A 15,902-nucleotide genomic window follows, 5' to 3' on the forward strand; every position below is an offset into this window, starting at 1 on the left:
CACAGTCCATTAATATAGTATTCTATCGTTTTTTAGGAGAAACTGCAAGGTTTCCAAGGATAAGTTTTCAGCCTATTCACAGTTTTTCAAAAATCCGGAAATCAAGCGCATGGTTGGCTGGCTGCCATCGCATTCAAGCGGAGAAAGGGCCATACAAAAAACAGCCCTTGGGAATTCCCAAGAGCTGCTTATTTTTCTATAAAAGATTACAGGTTTTCCTTAAAGAATGCCTCCAGTGCGGGAGCAGCCGTATCCTCGTCTGCACCTTCCACACATACGGTGACGGTCTCACCCTTCTTAGCCGCTAAACCCATGACGGAGAAGATCTTTTTGGCGTCTCCGCTTTTGTCGTCCTTTTTGATCGTGATTGTGCTGGCAAATTCCTTTGCCTTTTTGACAAGCAATCCTGCCGGTCTTGCATGGATGCCTTCCGCGTCGGTGATGACATACTGAAATTCCTTCATCTTAAATATCTCCTTGTCTATCAATTGGTTCCAATGGCTCACAAGATGCCCAGAGGGACCTGTTATTATTCTTATTATAGAAGGAAAATTGGGCTGGGTCAAGGGATTCCCACCGGGATTTTGCAGGGGATTGGAAAAAGTACAGAAAGGCTGAAAGCGGCCCAATTTTACAATTTGCTCTCCTTCCTGGAAAGCGAGCCGTTGGAAATTAGCGCCCTTCCTTGATCGGCTTTTTCAGCAGGGCCAAGAGGAGCATGGCGACGACGGAGCCGATCAAGAGGGATACCAGGTACATGGGCCAATTTTGGACCACAGCGAACACGAAGATTCCACCGTGCGGCGCCGGAAGCGTACAGCCGAACAGCATGGAGAGCGCACCGGCCACAGCGGAACCGACCACGCAGGACGGGATGACGCGCAGCGGATCGGAAGCGGCAAAGGGGATAACGCCTTCTGTGATGAACGAGAAGCCCATAATATAGTTGGTAACGGTTGTCTGGCGCTCTTTTTCGGTAAAGCGGTTTTTAAAGAACGTAGTGCACAGGGCAACGGCAAGCGGCGGAACCATACCGCCGATCATCACGGCAGCCATAACGCCGGAGGAGACCGGGTCGCCGGCGGCGTTGATGAGGGAGGCTGTGCCAAATACATAAGCCGCTTTGTTGAACGGTCCGCCCATGTCGATGCTCATCATGCCGCCGACAATCGCGCCGAGGATGACGCCGCTGGTTGCATTCAAGCTGGCCAGGGCATTGCTGATCCACAGATTCAGCGCTGACACAGGAGGATTGATGATAAACTGGATGATGACGCCAATCGCCAGGATGCCCACCACGGGATAGATCAGGACCGGCTTGGTTCCTTCCAGAGATTTCGGCAGCTTGGCGCAGAGCTTCTCCAGGCCGAGCATCAAATACCCGGCTATAAAGCCGGCGATCAATGCGCCGAGGAAACCGGAGCCGCCGGCGTTGGCCAATGCGCCGCCCACAAATCCTACCGCCAGTCCGGGGCGGTCCGCGATGCTCATGGAGATGAAGCCCGCGAGGATGGGCAGCATAAAGCCAAACGCCGCGTTGCCGATGGTCTTAAAGAGCGCCGCCGCCGGGGAATTCATGCCGAAGTTGGCCGGGTCGCCGCCCGGGGCTAGGATGGTGTCGAGAAGGAAGGCGATTGCAATTAAGATGCCGCCGCCGATGACAAAGGGAAGCATGTTGGAGACGCCGTTCATCAGATGCTTGTAGATCTGGTGGCCGATCCCCTCCTTCGCGGTGCCGGTTTCCGCCTGGGCATGGCCGCCCTGTGCGTGGAAAACCGGCGCTTTACCGTCGAGGATGGTCTGGATCAATTCCTGCGGGCGGGAGATGCCGTCGGACACCTGGGTTTGAACGACCGGCTTGCCGTCAAAACGGGGCATATCCACTTTTGTATCCGCAGCGACAATGATTCCGTCCGCAGCCGCGATTTCTGCCTGCGTCAAGACGTTTTTCTTGCCGCCGGAACCGTTGGTTTCCACCTTGATGGTCACGCCCATCTGCTTGGCCTTTTCCTCCAGGCTTTCCGCCGCCATGTAGGTATGGGCAATTCCGGTCGGACAGGCCGTTACAGCGAGGATGCGGTAAGTACCCGGTGCAGCTTTTTTCGCCTCTTCCTCTTTTTTCTCCGTTTCCGCTACCTTCTTGTTTTCGGCTTCGTCCACCAAACGGAAAAATTCTTCTTTGTCCTTTGCGTCGATCAGGCCCTGGCGGAAATCGTCGTCCATCAGCAGGACGCTCAGACGCCCCAGAACGTCCAGATGGATATTGTCCTCCGTGTCCGGCGCGGCGATCAGGAAGAACAATTTGGCCGGTTCGCCGTCCAGGGAGTCAAAGTCCACGCCGTCGCGGACGACGATCACGGCAAGGCCCGCGCTTTTGACCGCTTTGGTTTTCGCGTGGGGAATGGCGACCCCCTCGCCAATTCCTGTGGAACCGATGGTTTCACGCTTTAAAACGCATTTTTTGTACTCTTCCTTGTCGAGTATATTTCCAGACCGCACCATCAGGTCCACCAGGAGGTCGATTGCCTCCGCTTTGCTTTTGGGGGTGGCATTCAGATCCATTGCGTCTTTGTTCAGAAGTTCCGTAATACGCATAACAAGTCCTCCTATTAAAAATCTCAAGCTATTACATGGTTTTTAAAAGCGCCCGGATGTCATCGCCGCTGGCCAGCCATTCCTGGAAGGCCGAGGCACTGCCGGCGGCCAGGCCGGTCTGAAACGCGGTTTCGTAGTTTTGCGAAGAGAGATAACCGGCAAGGAATCCGGCGACCATCGAGTCCCCCGCGCCAACCGAGTTGACCACATGGCCCTGCGGGGGCAAACGCTTGTGGATGCCGCCGCCTTCATCCACCAGGATGGCTCCGTCGCCCGCCATGGAAACCAGGACGTTGCGCGCACCCATCTGCTGAAGCTTTTGCGCGTGGGAGATAATGGCCTCGTCCGTCGTAAGGTGCTGCCCAAAGAGTTCACCCAATTCGTGGTTGTTGGGCTTAATCAGGAAGGGCTGGTATTTTAAGACATTCCGAAGCAATTCCCCGGTGGCGTCCACCACGGCATGGATGTTCCGGCCCTGTAGATGCTCCAAAATTTTTTCGTAGATGTCGGCAGGCAGGGTGTTGGGGATGCTTCCGGCCAGGACCAAGCCGTCGCCATCGGAGAGGTTCTCCAGTTTTGAGAACAGGTCCTGTAAATTCTGTGAACTGAGACGCGGGCCCTGTCCGTTGATTTCGCTCTCTTGTTCGGCTTTGATTTTGACATTGATCCGCGAAAACCCTTCCTGGACCTGGATGAAATCGTTGCGGCAGCCGCAGGCGTCAAGCAATCTCTGGATTTCAGTTCCGGTAAAACCGGCGATAAACCCGAGTGCTGTGCTCTCAACCCCCAAGTTGCGCAGGACGATCGAGACATTGATCCCCTTACCGCCGGGATAGAGCTCCTCTTTTGCTGTGCGGTTGACGCTGCCAAGTTCCAGGGTGGGGAGTTTTACAATGTAGTCGAGAGAGGGGTTGAATGTTACGGTATAGATCATGAGGACGTTTGCTCCTTTCCAAGGTCTGTTTCAATCACGGTCGTGTGGGAGCGGAGTTGTTTATCCGGTAAAGCAGTTGTGATAACAGCGGCTTGGGATAGATCCGCGAAGATGACCGAATACAATTGATTGTATTTGGAGGGGTCCGCCAGCACATAGCGCTTGTTGCAGCGCTGGATGGCTTCGGTTTTCACGCGGGCCTCTTCGATGTCCGGCGTACTGAATCCATCGCCGGCGCGCATGCCGTTTGTCCCGAAAAAGCCGATGGAAAAATGATACCGCTGAAGGCTGTGCACGGCTTCCGTCCCGACAATCGCCTCCGTGACCGCCTTGATCTTTCCCGATAGGATGTAAGCTTTCAGCCCTTTTTCCGCAAGCTTCCGCGCGTGGACAATTCCGTTCGTCACATAGACGGCGTCCTGTTCATGGAGGTAGTCGATCATCCGCTCGGTGGTAGTGCCTGCATCCAGGAACACAAAATCGTTCTTATGTACCAGGGAGGCGGCACATTGCGCGATGCGGTTCTTTTCCTCCACATGGAGGTTGTGGCGGACAGAGGTTTTGTCCTCTGTCATCTGGTAGACGCCGTTGATAGAGGTGGCCCCGCCGTGGACCTTGGTCAGTTTTCCCATCCGGTGAAGCGCCGTCAGGTCGCGCCGGATGGTGGATTCCGAGCTGTTCAGGAGTTCCGTCAATTCCAAAACCGATACGGCCTTTTTTTCCTCCAGAAGTTTGAGAATGGCGGCATACCGTTCTTCTGTCAACATTTCGATCACTTCCTTTGTTCATATAATACAGTCAATATCAGTCAAAGTCAATTGAAATCGATCAAAAACATGACGAAAAACGAACGGATGAGTTATGCAAAACAAACAATCTACAAAGATAACGCGGTGTATTCTGTGAAAACTAACGGGTAACTTGAACAGGTTTGGCTGAAATTGACCGAATGGGTTTGGAGGAGGTGCGCCCAAATCCAAGCATGCGCCTAGTTGTATTTTGCCTGCGAATCGGATATGATAGATTCATACAGAGATCGCTGTCTACAGAAGTTTGTGCGAAAAGAGAGCGATTATGAGCGAACGAAAGCGGTTTTCCAAAACCGGCTTTGGATATAAGGAAAAGAGGATGCAGAATGGTTACGCAAGATACATTGCGGAAATATGCGGAGTTGGCCGTGCGGGTCGGGGTAAACGTGCAGCCGGGACAATTGATGGTTTTGGCGTCCCCTGTGGACTGCGCGTTCTTTGCCCGCCTTTGCGTGGAAGAGGCTTACCGGGCCGGAGCGGGGGAAGTCCGCGTCAATTGGACGGATGAATACACGGACAAGCTGCGCTATGAATACGAAGAACAATCGTCGATGGCTTCTATAGCCCCTTGGCGGATCCAGCAGAAGCAGGATGACATTGACCGCCGCTGCTGTTTTTTGCACATAAAGTCCAGCACACCGGGGCTGCTGGCGGAGATTCCCGGAGAAAAGCTTCAGGCTGTGCGCGTTGCAGAGGAGCTTGCCTTTGAGAAATTTGAATATTACACCATGGCAAACCATGGGCAATGGAGCATTGTGGCTGTGCCGTCCATTGCATGGGCCAAAAAAGTGTTCCCGGAATTGGAGGAACAGGCGGCATTGGACGCGCTTTGGGACGCCGTCCTCGCTGGGGTGCGGATTGGCGGAAACCGCGACGCTGTCGCGGAATGGCAGGCGCACATTACCCGTTTAGCGGAAAACAGCCGCAAATTAAATGCCTATCATTTCCAGGCGCTGCACTTCCGGAACGGTATCGGCACCGACCTCACGGTCGGTCTGGCCAAGGGGCATATCTGGGAGGGAGGAAGCTCCCGTGCAGACAACGGCGCGGTATTCGTTCCGAACATGCCGACCGAGGAGGTGTTCACCGCCCCGGATAAATGCCATGTAAACGGGCGCGTCTACGCAACAAAACCGCTCAATTACCAGGGAAAGATGATCCGCGACTTCTGGTTCGATTTTCGCGATGGAAAGGTCTGCGCATACGGCGCCAGCGAGGGCGAAGATGTGCTAAAGAATCTCGTGGAATTTGATGAGGGCAGCGCTTACCTCGGCGAAGTGGCGCTGGTGCCGGACGATTCGCCCATTTCACGTTCCGGATTATTATTCCTGACAACCCTGTTCGATGAAAACGCCTCCTGCCATCTTGCGTTGGGCGCATCGTACCCGGAAAATATCGAGGGTGGGGCGGCGATGGACCGCAAACAATTGGAGGCCGCCGGCGCCAATCAATCCAAGGAGCATTGCGACTTTATGTTCGGCAGTCCGGACATGCAAATCGACGGCATCCTTTCCGATGGAAGGGAGATCCCCGTATTTCGCAACGGTGTTTTTGCTTTCCCAGAATGAGGAATGATCCATAGAAAAATGACGATGTAAAGGAGTGAGCTTTAATGGTAAACATTCAAAAAGCAGCGATGATCGGTTGTGGTGCGGTGGGCGCGACCTCCGCGTTCAGCCTGATGCAGAGCGGACTATTTTCGGAACTGGTGTTGATCGACGCCAACCAGCAAAAGGCGGAGGGGGAAGCGACCGACCTCAGCCATGGCCTTCCCTTTGGCCGTCCCATGAAAATCTATGCCGGTACCTATGACGACCTGGCCGATTGCTATTTGATTATCATCACGGCGGGCGCGGCGCAAAAGCCGGACGAGACCCGTATCGACCTGGTCAATAAAAATGTGAAGATTTTTAAGAGCATTATCCCGGAGATCGTAAAGCGCAACACGGAGGGGATTCTGCTGGTGGTTTCCAATCCGGTGGACATCCTGACGTATGTGACGTTGAAGCTCTCCGGGTTCCCGACAAACCGGGTCATTGGCTCCGGAACCGTGCTGGACACAGCGCGGTTGAAATACCTGTTGGGCGAGCATTTGCAGGTCGATAGCCGCAGCATCCATGCGTTTATCATCGGCGAGCACGGCGACAGCGAGCTGGCGGTTTGGAGCAGTGCGAACGTCTCGGGCGTGGATTTAAACCATTTCTGCGAATTGCGCGGCCACTACAACCATATGGAGGCCATGGAGCGCATCTACACCGATGTGCGCGACAGCGCCTATGAGATCATTGAGAAGAAGGGCGCCACCTATTATGGCATCGCCATGGCGGTGCGCAGAATCTGCGAGAGCATCATCCGGAATGAGCACTCCATTTTGCCGATCTCCAGCCTGATCTGCGGCCATTATGGGCTGGAAGATGTGTGCATGGGCGTACCTACCGTGGTAGGGCGCAACGGTGCAGAGACCGTTTTGGATATTCCGCTCAACGGCTTGGAGCAGCGCAAACTGATGGCTTCTGCCGACGCGCTTCGCAAGGTTCTGGATGGAATTGAGTTGTAACGGTTCCGGCCAATAGAAAAAAGCAACGGTGCCCCTGGGCTGTTTTCCGACAGCACAGGGGCATTTTGCATAAGAATTTGTATAGAGCATTGTGGAATCTCGATGACGTGTGTCTTGACAAATTTTTTAGGAAGGGATTATAATAAAAAAGATAGCATAGGCTAACTTTTGCCGATGGTATACGATTCAGGAGAGAGGGATTGTGGGAATATGACGTTGGATGAATTGAAAATTGGTCAAAAATCCCGAATTCTTGCGGTAAATGGGCAGGGGGCTTTGCGCCGCCGTTTGCTGGACATGGGATTGACGCCGCATACGGAAGTCATGGTGCGCAAGGTAGCGCCCATGGGGGACCCGATTGAATTGCATTTGCGCGGTTATGAGTTGACGCTCCGCATCGAAGATGCGAAGAACATCGAAGTGGAGGAGGTATAACCGTGATTTTTGCATTGGCTGGAAACCAAAACTGCGGAAAAACGACCCTGTTTAACCAGTTGACCGGCTCAAACCAACACGTCGGAAATTTTCCCGGCGTCACAGTGGAGAGCAAAGAGGGCGTGATCCGTGGCTATAAGGACGCTACGGTGGTAGACCTTCCAGGAATCTATTCCCTGTCGCCCTATACCGACGAAGAGATCGTCACACGCGACTTCCTTTTAAAAAATAAACCGGACGGGATTATCAACATCGTGGATGCAACCAATATCGAGCGCAACCTTTATTTGAGTATGCAGCTGATTGAGTTGAATATCCCGATGGTAATCGCCCTCAATATGATGGACGAGGTCCGCGCGAACGGCGGGACCATTAAGATTGACAAATTGCAGGAGGAACTCGGGGTGCCGGTGGTCCCGATCTCGGCCAGCAAAAACGAGGGCATTGACGAATTGATCGAGACCGCTGTGCGGACCGCGCAAAACCGCCAATATCCACGGCGCCAAGATTTTTGTTCCGGCGCGGTACATAGGGCGATCCACTCCATTGCGCACCTTGTGGAGGACCACGCGGAACGCATCCAGACGCCGTCTCGGTTTGCTGCCACCAAACTGGTGGAGGGCGACGAGCCCATGTTGAACGCCTTGAACCTCTCGGACAACGAGAAGGATATGGTGGAGCACGCCGTCACCGAAATGGAGCGCGAGCTCGATACCGACCGTGAAGCGGCCCTGGCCGATATGCGTTATACGTTTATCGACCGCCTTTGCGCCGACAGTGTGGTAAAATGCGGGGAAAGCAAGGAACATGCGCGCAGCGTAAAAATGGATAACCTTCTGACCAACAAATACTTGGCCATTCCGATCTTCCTTTTGATTATGCTGCTGATCTTCTGGCTGACCTTTGGGGTTATCGGCAGCTTCTTGAGCGACCTGCTTTCCCAGGGCATTGATTTTGTCACAAATGTGGTCAGCGATGCGCTCACCGCTTATGGGATTAATCCCGTGGTGCATTCCCTGGTGATCGACGGCGTTTTTGCGGGTGTGGGAAGCGTGCTCTCCTTTATTCCCACGATTGTGGTGCTGTTTTTCTTCCTTTCTATCTTGGAGGACAGCGGTTATATGGCGCGTGTGGCGTTTGTCATGGATAAACTCCTGCGCAAGATCGGCCTTTCCGGAAGAAGCTTTGTTCCGATGTTGATTGGATTCGGCTGCTCGGTCCCCGCGATTATGGCGACGCGGACCCTGTCCAGCGAGCGGGACCGGAAGATGACGATTCTGCTCACACCGTTTATGAGCTGTTCGGCCAAGCTTCCCATTTATGGGATGATTACGATGGCGTTTTTCCCCAAGTATCGCGCCCTGGTGATGATCGGGCTTTATGTGTTGGGGATGGTCGTCGGTGTTTTGATGGGGTTACTTCTGAAAAGGACGTTGTTCCACGGCAAGCCCGTGCCGTTTGTTATGGAACTTCCGAACTACCGGCTGCCCAGCCCCAAGAGCGTCGGCATGCTGCTGTGGGATAAGGCGAAGGACTTCTTGACCCGCGCCTTCACGGTGATCTTTGTTGCGACCATCATCATCTGGTTCTTGCAGAGCTTTGACGTCCGTTTAAATCCCGTTTCCGCAGGGGATGACAGCATGTTGGCGGGGATCGGCCGTTGGATTGCTCCCATTTTTGCGCCGCTTGGCTTTGGCGATTGGCGCGCCTCCACCGCATTGCTCACGGGATTCAGCGCAAAGGAGGCGGTGGTCAGCACCTTTGCCGTCCTGACGGGCTCGAATACGGCAAATATGTCGGCCGCCCTTTCGTCCATCTTTACGCCGCTGACTGCGATTTCCTTTTTGGTATTTACCCTGCTTTATACCCCGTGCGTCGCGGCGATCAGCGCGGTCCGGCGTGAAATGAACAGTGGCAAAGCGGCGGTCGGCGTGGTGTTTTTGCAGACCGGCGTCGCGTGGGTGGTGGCCTTTATCGTCTATCATATCGGGCTGCTGTTTGTGTGACATCGAAAGGACGATTGTATGCATGCGATTGATTTTGTCATTCTTGCGGTGATTTTTGTGTTGGTGGTTTTTGCAGCGCGTTACGCTTGGAAGCATCGGAACACCTGCTGTGGCAACTGTTCCGGCTGCTCGCACTGCAACGCCTGTGAGAACGCTCACAAACCAGAAAAAGAATAGCGCATAAAAACGGAGGGCCGCCCATGCATTGGACGGCCCTCCGCAGCGTTGTTATTCCAGCGGGATACCGAGTTCGTCGATCTTCTCGCGCAATTTTAAAAAGTCTTCAAATGCGCCGGGCTTGCTGCTGGGGTTGCGCAGGAGCGCGGCCGGGTGCAGCGTCGCCATCATCCAGACGCCATTTTTTTCGGTAAACACGCCGTGTTCCCGCGTGATTTTGAAGTCGGGCCGGATGAGCTTCATGGCGGCGATCCGGCCGAGGCAGACGATGATCTTCGGGCGGATGAGGTAGACCTGGTTGCGCAACCAGCCGATGCAGGTTTCCTGCTCTTCCGGGAGGGGATCGCGGTTTTGTGGGGGACGGCATTTCACGATGTTCGCAATATAGATGTTCTTTTGGCGGTTCAAGTCCACGGCGTCAAGCATCTTGTCCAGAAGCTGTCCACTGCGTCCGACGAACGGTTCCCCCTTTAGGTCCTCCTGTTCGCCCGGCCCTTCACCGATGAACAGGATTTTTGCTTTTTTGTTTCCAACGCCAAACACCAGGTTGGTCCGCCCGGAACACAAACCGCATTTTTGGCATCCCATGCAGGCGGCCTCCAACTCATCCCACGTCTGGTACATGCTTTTCCTCCCTCTGTGATGGATTTCCACTCCATTTCGTATGTTTCAAATTATTATAGCACGAAATATTCCCCAGGAAAAGAAGGGAATTCCGTTGAATTTTCTTGCGTCCTGCGGTACAATAAAGCCATAACCCATTGCTTTAAAAGGCAAGCTGCTTATTTAATAAGATTTAGGAGATGGATGCTATGAAAATTATGGTAGAAACTTCCGCGCGTCATGTGCATTTGACGCAGGAGCATTTGGATATTCTGTTTGGAGAAGGTTATGCTCTCACACCGAAGAAGGATCTGTCCCAGCCGGGCCAGTTTGCCTGCGTAGAGAAAGTGGAAGTGGTTGGCCCCAAGGGTTCGCTGAAGATGTCCATCCTCGGACCGGTCCGTCCGGAGACGCAGATCGAGATCTCCAAGACGGAGACCCGTACTCTGGGCATCGATGCGCCGCTGCGCATGTCCGCCGATCTGGAGGGCACGCCGGGCTGCAAGATCATCGGGCCGAAGGGCGAAATCACCGTCGATAAGGGCGTCATCGTTGCAAAGCGCCATGCCCACTTTACGCCGGACGACGCAAAGGTCTTTGGGGTGACCGATGGCCAGGCGATCCAGATCAAGCTGGACTACAATGGCCGCTCGTTGATCTTCGGCGATGTGATTGCGCGCGTCAGCAAGACGGCTGGCTTGGCGGTGCATATTGATACGGACGAGGCCAATGCCGCAGGCTTGACCGGTACGGTAGACGGCGAAGCCATTATCGGTTAATTCTAAACCGCTTTTCTGGAAGAGGGTTGCTGTTGATTGACAGTGACCCTCTTCTTTTTATCGCCAAATTGACCTGGTTAAAATTGCACAAATTGGATATTGTGAAAGATACAGATGTAATTATAATGAAAAACAACATGGGAAAGCCCTTGTTCCATCGGATGGAGTTTTGGCGCCGGGTCATCGGGAAATATGGTTGCAAACATATTTCCTCCAACGGGGAAGCCCTCGCAACAGCGTGTGTGCTTCTCTATGCGATGTATGAAATAGGAGGAAGTCATATGCAGAACGACCGTTACGAATTGAACAAACAGCTTGCCCAAATGCTCAAAGGCGGGGTGATTATGGATGTCACAACGCCGGAGCAAGCGAAGATTGCAGAAGCGGCAGGGGCTTGCGCGGTGATGGCTCTGGAGCGCATCCCGGCGGATATCCGCGCGGCCGGCGGCGTCTCCCGCATGAGCGACCCAAAGATGATCAAAGGCATCCAGGGAGCGGTGTCCATCCCCGTCATGGCCAAATGCCGGATTGGACATTTTGCAGAAGCGCAGATATTGCAGGCGATTGAGATCGACTATATCGATGAAAGTGAAGTCTTATCCCCGGCGGACGATGTCTATCACATCGATAAGACGAAATTCCAAGTGCCCTTTGTCTGTGGCGCCAGGGACTTGGGGGAGGCGCTCCGCCGGATTGCAGAAGGAGCGTCCATGATCCGCACAAAGGGCGAGCCCGGAACCGGCGACATTGTGCAGGCGGTCCGCCACATGCGTCGGATGAACGCAGAGATCGCCCGCTTAACTTCGATGCGCGAAGAGGAACTCTTTGAAGCGGCCAAGGAGCTGCAAGTCCCCTATGAACAGGTCCAGTTTGTCCATAGCCACGGCAAACTCCCGGTCGTCAATTTTGCAGCGGGCGGCGTGGCGACCCCGGCGGATGCCGCGCTAATGATGCAGCTCGGCGCGGAAGGCGTGTTTGTAGGGTCTGGGATTTTTAAATCCGGCAATCCGTCCAAGCGGGCAGCGGCCATTGTCAAGGCGGTGGCAAATTATCAGGATGCGGACCAGCTGGCAAAGCTCTCCGAAGACTTGGGGGAGGCCATGGTCGGAATCAATGAGCAGGAGATCGAAGTGTTGATGGCGGAGAGGGGACGGTAACCCATGCGGATTGGCGTGTTGGCAGTGCAGGGGGCGTTTGCGGAGCATATCGCCATGCTGCAAAAATTGGATGCCGAGCCGTTTGAAATCCGCCAAAAGCGGGATCTGGAACAGCCCTTTGACGGCCTGATCCTTCCAGGCGGAGAGAGCACGACGATGGGCAAACTCCTGCGGGAATTGGGCCTTTTGGAAGATTTGCGAATGCGGATTGCCCAGGGGCTTCCAGTCCTGGGCACCTGCGCTGGCCTGATTCTCTTGGCGGAGAAGATTGCCAACGATGCACATACCTATTTTGGAACGCTGCCGGTCACGGTGCAGCGGAATTCCTATGGGAGGCAGCTCGGGAGCTTTTCCCAAACGGCGGATATAAAGGGAATCGGCCCGTTTCCGCTGGTGTTTATCCGCGCGCCCTCCATCGAAGCGATGGGCGCGGGCGTGGAAGTCCTGGTGGAGATCGATGGCAAAGCCGCTGGCGTGCGGTATGGGAATCAAATCGGGGTTGCGTTCCATCCCGAATTGACCGGGAATCCGGCCGTTCATCAGCTTTTTCTACAGAGGATTGAAGACTCCAAGATATAAACAGAAGCCATGTGGATATTCTCCACATGGCTTCTGTCAGTTTGCTCAGGTTTATTTGTGATAGGTTTCTACAATGTCCGTTACAGCTGCGATAACATAATCCACCTGCTCGTCCGTCATGGTGGGATAGAGCGGGAGGGAGATGATCCGTTCGAAATGCTTCTGCGCCATCGGGAAGTCGCTGTCCACAAAGCCGAAACGCTTCTGATAAGCCGACATGTTGTGTACCGGGATAAAATGCACGCTTGTGCCGACGTTGCGCTCGTTGAGTTCCACGATGAATTGGTCGCGGTCGATGGTCAGCAACTCCGGTACAATGCGGAGCACATAGAGGTGCCAGCAGTGGGTGGTATAATCCGGGACAAACGGCGGGTCCAATGCGTCGATCTTCCCGAACGCCTCCTGATATTTGGCGGCAATCTTCAGGCGGGCGGCCTGCATTTCCTCCAAACGGGAGAGCTGGACCAGACCCAGGGCCGCCTGAATATCAAACATGTTGTACTTGAAGCCGGGTTCTGCAATATCGTATTTCCAGGAGCCGCCCTTTGCATAGCGGTTCCAGGCGTTGTGGCTCATCCCCTGGCCGGAGAGGATCCGTGCGCGCGCGTCGATCTCGTCGTCGTCGGTGACCAGCATACCGCCGTCGCCCGTGCAGAGGTTTTTCGTGGCATAAAAACTGTAGGAGGCCGCGCCCTGCAGTTTGTTGCCGATCAGACGGCCCTTGTAGCGGCTCCACAGCGCATGCGCCGCATCTTCGCTCACAAACAGGCCGTGCTTGTCCGCAATCGCATAGATGCGGTCCAGGTCGCAGACTTGGCCGCTGTAATGGACGGGAACGATGGCCTTTGTCCGGGAGGTAATCTTTTTCTCGATCTCATCCGGGTCGATGCAGCCGGTTCGGTAGTCGATGTCGGCAAATACAGGCGTTGCTCCTGTATGGATGATGGTGCTTGCGGTGGAGGCGAACGTCATCGGGGTGGTGATGACCTCGTCGCCGGGGCCAATCCCCTTTGCAAGCAACGCAATGTGAAGCGCCGCCGTGCAGGAGTTCATGGCGACAGCGTGTTTTGCGCCGAGATAACCGGCGAATTCCTGCTCAAACCGGTTGGTGCGGGGGCCTTTGGCGACCCAGCCGGATTTCAACGTTTCCACGACCTCGTTGATTTCTGCGTCGGTGATGTCCGGTACATTATAGGGGATAAAGTCGTCCCTTCTCTGAAAATCACTCATGAATCGATTGCCTCTTTTTCTCACAAAATATGGGCATGCTGTCTGACGTGCAGTCCGCTGTGGATTTTCCTGCAAATTTACGGGGAACCACAGCGCCACACTGCATATTTTACGCCCAATATACGGTTTTACTAATAATTACGTGTAAATCATAATACGATTGATACCTATTGTCAACACTAATTGCATGGCGAAAGATTGACTAAAAAGGGCCTTCGAGATATAATGTTAGGGAATAAAAGGCGGGAAGAATCGGGTAAAATAGGAAAAAACGGCGGGTTCTTTCTGCTGAAAAGGAATGGGGCTTGTTCGTGGAGAATACCGCAAACGACACATTTTTTGTTCACCCGAGCGCATGTGTGGACGAGAACGTCCAGATCGGGGAAGGGACAAAGATCTGGCACTTCTGCCACATCAGCCAGGACGCCTCCATCGGAGAACATTGCTCAGTGGGGCAGAACGTCTTTGTTGCGCCTGGGGTGAAGATCGGGAACTTTTGCAAGATTCAGAACAATGTCTCCGTATACGACGGGGTGGAGCTGGGCGACTATGTGTTCTGCGGGCCGTCCATGGTTTTTACCAATGTGCAGCGGCCGCGCTGCAAGTATCCGCAGGCGGGACATCAGTTCTATCTCAAGACGCCGGTATGCGAAGGCGCCAGCATCGGTGCAAATGCAACCATCGTGTGCGGACACCGCATCGGCCGGCATGCGTTTATTGCAGCCGGAAGCGTGGTCACAAAGGATGTGCCCGATCATGCCATCATGATGGGCGTCCCGGCCAGACAGCGCGGATGGGCCTGCGAATGTGGGGAAACGCTGGATGAAGCGCTCCGTTGCCCCAAGTGCGGCAGAAAGTATCGCCAAGGTCCGGACGGCCTTGAGGAGGTAACCGAATAAATGCAGAAGATTGTTTTTAACGATTTGGAAGCGCAATATGCGCATTTAAAAAAAGAGATTGACGCGGGGATCGCTTCGGTGATCGAAGGCTGTCACTTCATTTCCGGGCCGCAGGTGGAAGAGTTGGAAAAGGCGCTCTGCGCCTATACCGGCCGGAAATACTGCGTAACGGTTTCCAGCGGGACGGACGCCCTGCTGATGCCGCTGATGGCTTGGGGCATCCACGAGGGCGACGCGGTGTTTGTGCCGGGCTTTACCTTCTTCGCTACGGCGGAAGTGGTCAGCCTGACCGGGGCGACGCCGGTGTTCTGCGATATTGATCCGCATACGTTCAACATGGACCCCAATTCCCTGAGCGAGCAGATTGAGCGCGTGCTCCGGGAGGGAAAGCTCACGCCAAAGGCGGTCATCCCAGTGGACCTCTTTGGCCAACCGGCGGAGTTTCCCAAGATTGAAGAGATCTGCCGGGAACACCACCTTCTGGTGATGGAGGACGCCGCGCAGGGCTTTGGCGGCGCGATCGACGGGAAGCGCGCATGCTGCTTCGGCGACGTCTCCGCGACGAGCTTTTTTCCGGCCAAGGTGCTGGGCTGCTATGGCGACGGCGGAGCGATCTTTACCGACGACGAAGAGATGTATCAGAAGCTGGTTTCCATCCGCGTCCATGGAAAGGGCTCCTACAAATATGAAAATGTGCGCCTCGGATTGAACGCTCGTCTGGATACCATGCAGGCAGCGATTCTGCTTCCGAAACTCCGCGCCTTGGACGGCGAAATCGAGGTGCGCAACCGGATGGCCGCGCGCTACTCCGAGAAGCTGGAGGGCGTGGTGGAGCCGCAGAAGGTTTTGGATGGATACTTCTCCAGCTGTGGGTATTATACGGCGCAGGCAAAGGATGGAGCGCACCGCGATGCAATCATGGCAGGGTTAAAGGAGAAGGAAATCCCGACGATGATCTATTATCCCATCCCGCTGCATCTGCAAAAGGTTTATGAATCCCTTGGATATCAGAAAGGCGATCTGCCGGTCTGCGAGGCGCTGTGTGAACGCGTGTTCAGCCTGCCGATGCACGGCTATCTGACGGAGGAGCAGGTCGACTTTATCTGTGATACGATCAAAAGCCTTTGATAATAGAAAGAATT

General features: G+C 54.4%; 16 protein-coding genes. 10 read left to right on the forward strand and 6 right to left on the reverse strand.

Annotated features, from left to right (window positions below; genetic code table 11):
* Positions 1–206 precede the first annotated feature (206 nt).
* The 4 genes from I2G69_RS01670 to I2G69_RS01685 form a co-directional block, all read right to left on the reverse strand.
* On the reverse strand, positions 207–464 hold the full coding sequence (locus I2G69_RS01670; RefSeq protein WP_087232942.1) for an HPr family phosphocarrier protein: 258 nt from the start codon (positions 462–464) through the stop codon (positions 207–209).
* A gap of 208 nt (positions 465–672) precedes the next feature.
* Entirely contained in the window at positions 673–2,595 is a 1,923-nt protein-coding gene (locus I2G69_RS01675) for a PTS fructose transporter subunit IIABC (protein WP_191395283.1), read from the reverse strand.
* 31 nt (positions 2,596–2,626) lie between these two features.
* A complete protein-coding gene (gene pfkB / locus I2G69_RS01680; protein WP_191395284.1) occupies positions 2,627–3,529 on the reverse strand; it encodes a 1-phosphofructokinase in 903 nt (300 codons plus the stop codon).
* On the reverse strand, positions 3,526–4,296 hold the full coding sequence (locus I2G69_RS01685; RefSeq protein WP_191395285.1) for a DeoR/GlpR family DNA-binding transcription regulator: 771 nt from the start codon (positions 4,294–4,296) through the stop codon (positions 3,526–3,528). Before I2G69_RS01685 ends, pfkB begins: the two co-directional genes overlap by 4 nt.
* Before the next feature lie 368 nt (positions 4,297–4,664).
* Here I2G69_RS01685 and I2G69_RS01690 point away from each other — a divergent pair, with 368 nt between their 5' ends.
* The 5 genes from I2G69_RS01690 to I2G69_RS14495 all read left to right on the forward strand — a co-directional run bounded on the left by I2G69_RS01690 (position 4,665) and on the right by I2G69_RS14495 (position 9,513).
* Positions 4,665–5,906: an aminopeptidase gene (locus tag I2G69_RS01690; RefSeq protein WP_195560090.1), complete on the forward strand. Its 1,242-nt coding sequence runs from the start codon at positions 4,665–4,667 to the stop codon at positions 5,904–5,906.
* A 44-nt stretch (positions 5,907–5,950) separates the two neighbouring features.
* Positions 5,951–6,895, forward strand: coding sequence for an L-lactate dehydrogenase (locus tag I2G69_RS01695; protein WP_087232957.1), 945 nt, complete (start codon positions 5,951–5,953; stop codon positions 6,893–6,895).
* 210 nt (positions 6,896–7,105) lie between these two features.
* A complete protein-coding gene (locus tag I2G69_RS01700) occupies positions 7,106–7,330 on the forward strand; it encodes a FeoA family protein (protein WP_087232960.1) in 225 nt (74 codons plus the stop codon).
* Positions 7,331–7,332: 2 nt separating this feature from the next.
* The gene (gene feoB, locus I2G69_RS01705; protein ID WP_195560091.1) at positions 7,333–9,336 is read left to right on the forward strand and encodes a ferrous iron transport protein B; all 2,004 of its coding nucleotides are present in this window, start codon (positions 7,333–7,335) and stop codon (positions 9,334–9,336) included.
* Positions 9,337–9,354: 18 nt separating this feature from the next.
* Positions 9,355–9,513 carry a FeoB-associated Cys-rich membrane protein gene (locus I2G69_RS14495; RefSeq protein ID WP_191362205.1) on the forward strand — a complete coding sequence of 53 codons (159 nt, stop codon included), beginning with the start codon at positions 9,355–9,357 and terminating at the stop codon, positions 9,511–9,513.
* A gap of 51 nt (positions 9,514–9,564) precedes the next feature.
* On the opposite strand, the gene I2G69_RS01715 is transcribed toward I2G69_RS14495, so the two are convergent.
* Positions 9,565–10,137, reverse strand: a complete 573-nt coding sequence (locus I2G69_RS01715) for a uracil-DNA glycosylase (protein WP_087232969.1) — start codon at positions 10,135–10,137, stop codon at positions 9,565–9,567.
* A gap of 188 nt (positions 10,138–10,325) precedes the next feature.
* Between I2G69_RS01715 and I2G69_RS01720 the strand changes: the two genes are divergently transcribed.
* The 3 genes from I2G69_RS01720 (at position 10,326) to pdxT (ending at position 12,631) form a co-directional block, all read left to right on the forward strand.
* On the forward strand, positions 10,326–10,895 hold the full coding sequence (locus tag I2G69_RS01720; RefSeq protein ID WP_191521024.1) for a PduL/EutD family phosphate acyltransferase: 570 nt from the start codon (positions 10,326–10,328) through the stop codon (positions 10,893–10,895).
* 281 nt (positions 10,896–11,176) lie between these two features.
* A complete protein-coding gene (gene pdxS / locus I2G69_RS01725; RefSeq protein WP_191395288.1) occupies positions 11,177–12,052 on the forward strand; it encodes a pyridoxal 5'-phosphate synthase lyase subunit PdxS in 876 nt (291 codons plus the stop codon).
* Positions 12,053–12,055: 3 nt separating this feature from the next.
* Positions 12,056–12,631 (forward strand): pyridoxal 5'-phosphate synthase glutaminase subunit PdxT, encoded by a 576-nt coding sequence (gene pdxT / locus I2G69_RS01730; protein WP_195560092.1) that lies wholly within the window; start codon positions 12,056–12,058, stop codon positions 12,629–12,631.
* Between the two features lie 51 nt (positions 12,632–12,682).
* On the opposite strand, the gene I2G69_RS01735 is transcribed toward pdxT, so the two are convergent.
* Positions 12,683–13,861, reverse strand: a complete 1,179-nt coding sequence (locus I2G69_RS01735) for a DegT/DnrJ/EryC1/StrS family aminotransferase (RefSeq protein ID WP_087232977.1) — start codon at positions 13,859–13,861, stop codon at positions 12,683–12,685.
* A gap of 311 nt (positions 13,862–14,172) precedes the next feature.
* Between I2G69_RS01735 and I2G69_RS01740 the strand changes: the two genes are divergently transcribed.
* A complete protein-coding gene (locus I2G69_RS01740; RefSeq protein ID WP_087233089.1) occupies positions 14,173–14,760 on the forward strand; it encodes an acyltransferase in 588 nt (195 codons plus the stop codon).
* Positions 14,761–15,888, forward strand: coding sequence for a DegT/DnrJ/EryC1/StrS family aminotransferase (locus I2G69_RS01745; RefSeq protein WP_195560093.1), 1,128 nt, complete (start codon positions 14,761–14,763; stop codon positions 15,886–15,888). It begins immediately after the preceding gene.
* Positions 15,889–15,902 lie beyond the last annotated feature (14 nt).

The organism is Anaeromassilibacillus sp. D41t1_190614_C2 (assembly GCF_015558525.1).
In the GTDB taxonomy this organism is placed as follows: Bacteria; Bacillota; Clostridia; order Oscillospirales; family Acutalibacteraceae; genus Anaeromassilibacillus; species Anaeromassilibacillus stercoravium.